The organism is Microvirga sp. KLBC 81 (genome assembly GCF_003075415.1).
Classification (GTDB): domain Bacteria; phylum Pseudomonadota; class Alphaproteobacteria; order Rhizobiales; family Beijerinckiaceae; genus Microvirga.
The window spans coordinates 1-5418 of sequence record NZ_QDAH01000162.1 but is presented as its reverse complement, the minus strand read 5'-3'; the positions used below and the strand labels follow the sequence as shown (position 1 = coordinate 5418).

Genomic DNA, 5418 nt, shown 5'->3' with positions numbered 1-5418 from the left:
ATCTGCAAGATCTGGACAGCCGAGCCAAAACGCTTCAGGCTCAATCCAATCCACCACATGCCGGGACTGAACACCTAGCGCATCGTGCAGAACCGCAGGTCCGCGTCAGCGAAAAGTGGATCCGGTTTGCCGCTCTCAACGATGCTCTCATTCAAGGAGAAAGCATCGGATGGGTCCCAAAAGTGCAAATCCGCTTTTCACGTCCGAGGCTGTAGCAGCACCATTCCGCACCGATGGAAGAAGCAAACTTTTTAGGGGACAGGCAGGCCCCACTCTCCGGCAGGCACCAGTTTGTGATGTGGCTGGGCGACCAGTACTGGAACAGAGCCGGTCATACTGTTTTCCCATGGTAGTCCTAACCGGGAGGACCCACATGCGCCACGCTCCTCTTGCCTTCATGTCATGCCTGATCTTGTCCGCTCCTGCCCTGGCTCAGGTGCAACCCTCCGCGCCTGGATCCGATCAAGCCATTGGCCAGCGCTTCGAGGTCAAAGCCGATCAATTACCCAAGCCTCTCGAAGGCCCGATCGTGCGCAACCCGCCGCTGATTGCGGAGCGGGAGAACCGTGCGCCTGCCGTGCCAGATGCCTTTGAGGTGTCGCTCTTCGCCGACAAGCTCGACAATCCTCGCCAAGCGCTTGTGCTCCCCAACGGCGATCTGGCCGTCGTAAGCCAGGGTTCAGGCACCATCTTCATCCTTCGGGATGCAGACCGGGACGGACGGGCCGAGTGGATCGAACGCTTTGCGGCTGGTTTCAACAAGCCCAACGGCATTGCACACCGGCCCGATGAGCTGCTGGTGGCGGATCAGGATGGCATCTGGCGCTTGGCTTATCAGGATGGGGCTATCCGCAGCCAGGGAGGTCCACTCCGGCGCGCCGCCGATGTGCCGCTCGAGCAGCGCAAGCCCGACCCCGTGATGGATGGGCAGAAGCTCATCACTGAAAAGGGGGTGTTCGGTATTGTGCAAGGCCATGCCAACCGCGATCTTGAGGTCGGGCCGGACGGCCGGCTCTATGTGGGTGTGGGGTCCGCCGGGAACCTTGGTGTCGAGCCGGAGCCCAAGGCGACGATCCAGAGATTTTCGGCCGACGGCAAGGATCAGACGACGATCGCATCCGGCGTGCGCAATCCCGTCGGGTTGGCCTTCCATCCAGAGACGGGCGAGCTCTGGGCCACCGTGCAGGAGCGCGACGGCTTTGGCGACCAACTGGTCCCCGATTACCTGATCCGAGTGCAGGAGGGGGGCTTCTATGGCTGGCCCTATGCCTACACGGGACAGCACCCTCAGCCCGGATTTGCGGCTATGGCGCCTGAGAAAGTCGCAGTCTCAATCGCCCCGGATCTGCTGTTTGAGGCCCACTCCTCTGCCATGGATTTTGTATTCCTCACCGGTGAGCGTGTACCACCGGCCTATCGCGGAGATGCGATCGTGGCGCTCAAGGGTTCCTGGAATCGGTCAAAGCCGACCGGCTACAAAGTGGTGCGGGTGAAGTTCGAACAAGGCCGTCCTGTCGGCTGGTACGACAACTTCATGACCGGCTTCTGGACGGAAGGGGAGGATCGGGCCCTGGTGTGGGGCCGTCCGGCGGATGTTGCGCTTGCGCCTGACGGCGCCCTGTTTGTGGTCGATGACACGGGCGGCACAATCTGGCGGGTGACACCCAAAACCGATCGGGAGGCAACGGGAGCCATCACGCCCCAGCCGTAATGCTACCGGCGATGAGTGCCATCTTGATAGGCAGGCATGAGGCGATTTGTTTTCGCCTCGCGCAGGCCTCCTCAGAGCATCACGGCTCGCCCTCACATTCCCGGCGCACGTCAGCGCAACACCACGACCTTTGTGCCAATCCGGGTTCGGTTGTAGAGGTCGATGATGTCAGCATTGGTCATGCGGATGCACCCGGATGAGACGGCATAGCCGATGGTCTCCGGCTCATTGGAACCGTGAATCCGGTACATGGAGGAGCCGAGGTAAAGCGCCCGGGCGCCCAGCGGGTTGCCCAGACCGCCGGGCATATAACGCGGCAGATCAGGGCGCCGCCGCAGCATCGCGGCCGGAGGGCTCCAGTCGGGCCATTCCCGTTTCATGCTGACAGTCTTGATCCCCGCCCAGGTGAAGCCTGGGCGCCCAACACCAACACCGTATTGAATGGCCTGCCCGTTGCCGAGCACGAAATAGAGCCGACGCTGACTGGTGGAGATGACGATCGTACCGGGCCGATGGGTGCCGGACCAAGAGACCAGCCGCCGAGCGGTCGGGGAGATCGGCCCGCCAAACAGGCGCTCAAAGAAGCTGGCAGGCTCTCTACCAAGGGAGGCGACAGTTTGCGCCTCGGCGGAGCCCATGAACGCCACACTGCACGTAAACGCCACGACAGTGAACACGGAGCGGATCATGCGGACCTCCCTCGCGTGGAATGGCACAGCTTCAACGCCTGATACCTGGCCTTCTGTTCCTCGCAAATCTGGAGTGCCTCAGGAGGGTAAGGATCGCCTCAAAGCATCGGACGTGAAAAGTGGATTTGCACTTTTGGGATTGATCCGATGCTCTCTTTTATAAGCGGCGCATCGTTGAAAGAAGAAAACCGGATCCACTTTTCGCTGACGCGGACCTTCGGTTCCGCACGATGCTCTAGGGCCGTTGCAATTTACCCTTTTGTCCTGCAATCGGCGCAGATGTTATGAATTCTCAAGAGTCCAAGAATGGCACGAAACTGAAGTAACCTGAATGTCTGCTCAAGAAGGGAGCACCGGACGTTCATGAAGGGCAGCGGATTTCCTGGTTCGACCCGCTGCGGACCTTTGCCATCGTAAAGGCGAGTCGCGCATCCATTGTCCATCATCCAGGCGCGTAAGCCCATACGTTGCAGAAGAGGAATGGGGTGGGAGACAGGATGGCCGAGGCAGGTACCGTGCCACCAGCGCGCCGCATTGCCGATCCTCTCACGGATCGGAGTGGCCCTTACAGCACGAGTACCGTGTTCTCATCTCGCCCAATTTCCTGTCCCGGCCTCGATCCTCCGGCCCACCGGAGGGTTGCTTCCGGCGGGTCGGCCCTTGGTCAATGGCAGCACTCGCTCCCGCAAGTTAGGCCATGGCCTCGTAGTAGCGGCACCAGCCCTGCGGACTGATCCGGCCGGTCACGATCTCGCAGCCATCCGGCTCAAGGAAGTGCATGCACCGCCCGCAGCGCTGGCCGCGGTTCGGGCGGTCCTGGTAGCGCGCAACCGCTTTGGGCACGTTCCGGGGCAGTCCGCGTGCCACCATGGGGGGTGCTGCTGGCGCAGGTGCGGCCGCTTGCGGCGGCACCATGGGCATGCAGGCAGAGAGCGTGCCGGTGCCAGCCGCGGCCGCGCCGAGCAGGGTGCCCCGCAGGAGCGCGCGGCGGGAAAAGACAGGGCCGTCCGGACCAATCAACGTGACGCGATTTCGCTTCTCAGGCATCGTAAACCTCCCTCAAAAGTAGCCAAAGCCCCCACTGGCAGAGGTGACGCGCTCGCGCGCCGCCTGCCTCGATCGAGCGTCTAGGTGCTCTTAAGTGTTCCGTTCATGCCCTTGGGATAGAAGCCGCCGCTGTCCACCCCAGCCTTGTCGGTCAGGTAGACGATGCGGAGCACCTCCTGCGGCGTCCGGCGAAAGACCATGCCGTCCGGTGTCGCGGGGACGAGGTTTGCCTTGCCATTGCGCTCAATGCCCTGATCCTTATCCGCGGGACCGTCGAGCTTGTCCCTGGCGGCCGATACGGCATTCGCTGCCTTCCGGGCCTTCTCGCCCATCTGGTAGAGCTGCGAGCGGGCCATACCCATGTGATAGGCCTCGACCGCCAGAATGGCGGCGGCCGCTTCGACGAACTCTTTTTTCTGGAGCAGGGGCGCCGCACCGGCATAGCCGGTCACACCGACATCCTCGAACAGCATGCCGCCAAGCAGGAAGTTCATGTCATTGGCAAACGGATCGAACTCCGGCAGGCCGGCCGCCTTGGCGACGGCCGCGAAGCCGTCCTCTAAGTCAATCGCGGGGCGGTCTATCGCGCGGCTGCCCAGAGTCTTGCGGTAGAAGCGTACATGGGCGAGCTCGTTCTCCGCGAGCTCGTCGGCGAATTCGCGCACTGCCTTATCCTGGAAGCGCACCTTGCGGCCGCCCTTGACCTGGCCCGGATCGGAGCCGAGATCGGCTGCGTCGATGCCCTTGCCAGTGGTCGCGCGCAGGTAATACTCGGCCTCCATGTATTCGAGATTGAGGGCGAACTGGAAGATGTCCTCATCCTTGAGGTCTGACGGGGAAGCCGCCTGAGCGAGTGCGGAGGTCGGCCAATGCAGCCCCGCGGTGGCACATAGGCCTGCGGCAGCAAGGGTTTGCAGCGACTCGCGGCGTGAGAGCTTTGAGATATATACGCTGGTCATGGTCTCCTCCATGGTGTCGTGGACGGTCACTGCTTCAGTGATGCCTGCGTGCCCGGGCTTGCCGGCTCGCTCCCTTCGGCGAGCCGAGCCAGCAGTGCATCGGTGAAGTCTGCGCAGCGGGGGTCTTGAAAGGGAAAGGTGTCGGTGAGGGCTGAGGCGAGCTTTGCTTGAAGCTGGTCGCGCATGAGCTTCCTGGCGCGGTGGAGGCGCGTTTTCACCGTCTCTTCGGGAATGCCGAGCGAGCAGGCTGTTTCCTTAATGCTGAGCTGTTCGACCATGCGCATGACGAACACCACACGGAACGGCTCAGGCAGGTTGTCGATCGCGCGCTCCAGCAGGTCGCGAACCTGGCTCCGCGCGGCGGTCCGCTCCGGATCGAGCTCGGACGCGTGGTGCGGCATGGCATCGGCATCCGGCCACTCGACTTTGTCAACCGCGTCCAACGGAACCATGATGCGCTCTCGTCGAAGATGGCCAACCGCCTTGTTGACGACGATGCGCGTCAGCCATGTTGCAAGGCTCGCATCCGCACGGAATTTCGCGAGATGTCGGAACGCGCTCAGATAGGCCTCCTGCATCACGTCCTCGGCTTCAGCGTCATCCCGGACGATCGCCCGTGCGACGCGATAGAGCCGCTGATTGTGACGTCGAACGATCAGGCGCAGCGCGGACGCACTCCCCTCACGCGCGAGACGCACGAGTTCGGCATCGACCACTCTGGACAACGCCAGCTCAGAGGTGGGTTGCTCAGGCATGTCCATTAGACAGAGGCCCGGAGAAAAAGGTTCCCGGAATCGCGCGTCATGTACACGGAGTTGCCGTAGGCAGCGGCTGAGAACCATCTCCCTTGAGAGTCCACCTTGGCAGGAATCGCAGCGAAGGTCCTAAAATGGCACTTCTCAGACATAGCGCTTTGGTCCGCTTACCGCTCGAGCCTGTGTGGAAACAGGCTGATTGGCACGCTTTGATGATCCAATGGGGTGGTGTGCGGACGGAATGCGGTGTGACCCTC

At 62.2% G+C, this 5418-nt stretch carries 6 protein-coding genes; 2 read left to right on the top strand and 4 right to left on the bottom strand.

The window, feature by feature from the left end:
• Together DC522_RS35580 and DC522_RS32345 are read left to right on the top strand one after the other, a co-directional pair.
• Positions 1–215: hypothetical protein (locus DC522_RS35580; RefSeq protein ID WP_205769899.1), on the top strand; the 215-nt coding region annotated here is incomplete at its 5' end.
• A 158-nt stretch (positions 216–373) separates the two neighbouring features.
• Complete coding sequence (locus DC522_RS32345) at positions 374–1711, top strand: sorbosone dehydrogenase family protein (protein ID WP_165820423.1); 1338 nt, start codon at positions 374–376, stop codon at positions 1709–1711.
• 110 nt (positions 1712–1821) lie between these two features.
• Here DC522_RS32345 and DC522_RS32340 read toward each other — a convergent pair whose 3' ends face one another.
• From DC522_RS32340 to DC522_RS32325, 4 genes are all read right to left on the bottom strand, one after another.
• Complete coding sequence (locus DC522_RS32340) at positions 1822–2400, bottom strand: L,D-transpeptidase (RefSeq protein WP_205769898.1); 579 nt, start codon at positions 2398–2400, stop codon at positions 1822–1824.
• A gap of 690 nt (positions 2401–3090) precedes the next feature.
• Positions 3091–3447, bottom strand: coding sequence for a twin-arginine translocation signal domain-containing protein (locus DC522_RS32335; RefSeq protein WP_116532524.1), 357 nt, complete (start codon positions 3445–3447; stop codon positions 3091–3093).
• A gap of 80 nt (positions 3448–3527) precedes the next feature.
• Positions 3528–4406, bottom strand: coding sequence for a ferritin-like domain-containing protein (locus tag DC522_RS32330; protein WP_116532527.1), 879 nt, complete (start codon positions 4404–4406; stop codon positions 3528–3530).
• 26 nt (positions 4407–4432) lie between these two features.
• The gene (locus DC522_RS32325; protein ID WP_245444730.1) at positions 4433–5248 is read right to left on the bottom strand and encodes an RNA polymerase sigma factor; all 816 of its coding nucleotides are present in this window, start codon (positions 5246–5248) and stop codon (positions 4433–4435) included.
• Positions 5249–5418 lie beyond the last annotated feature (170 nt).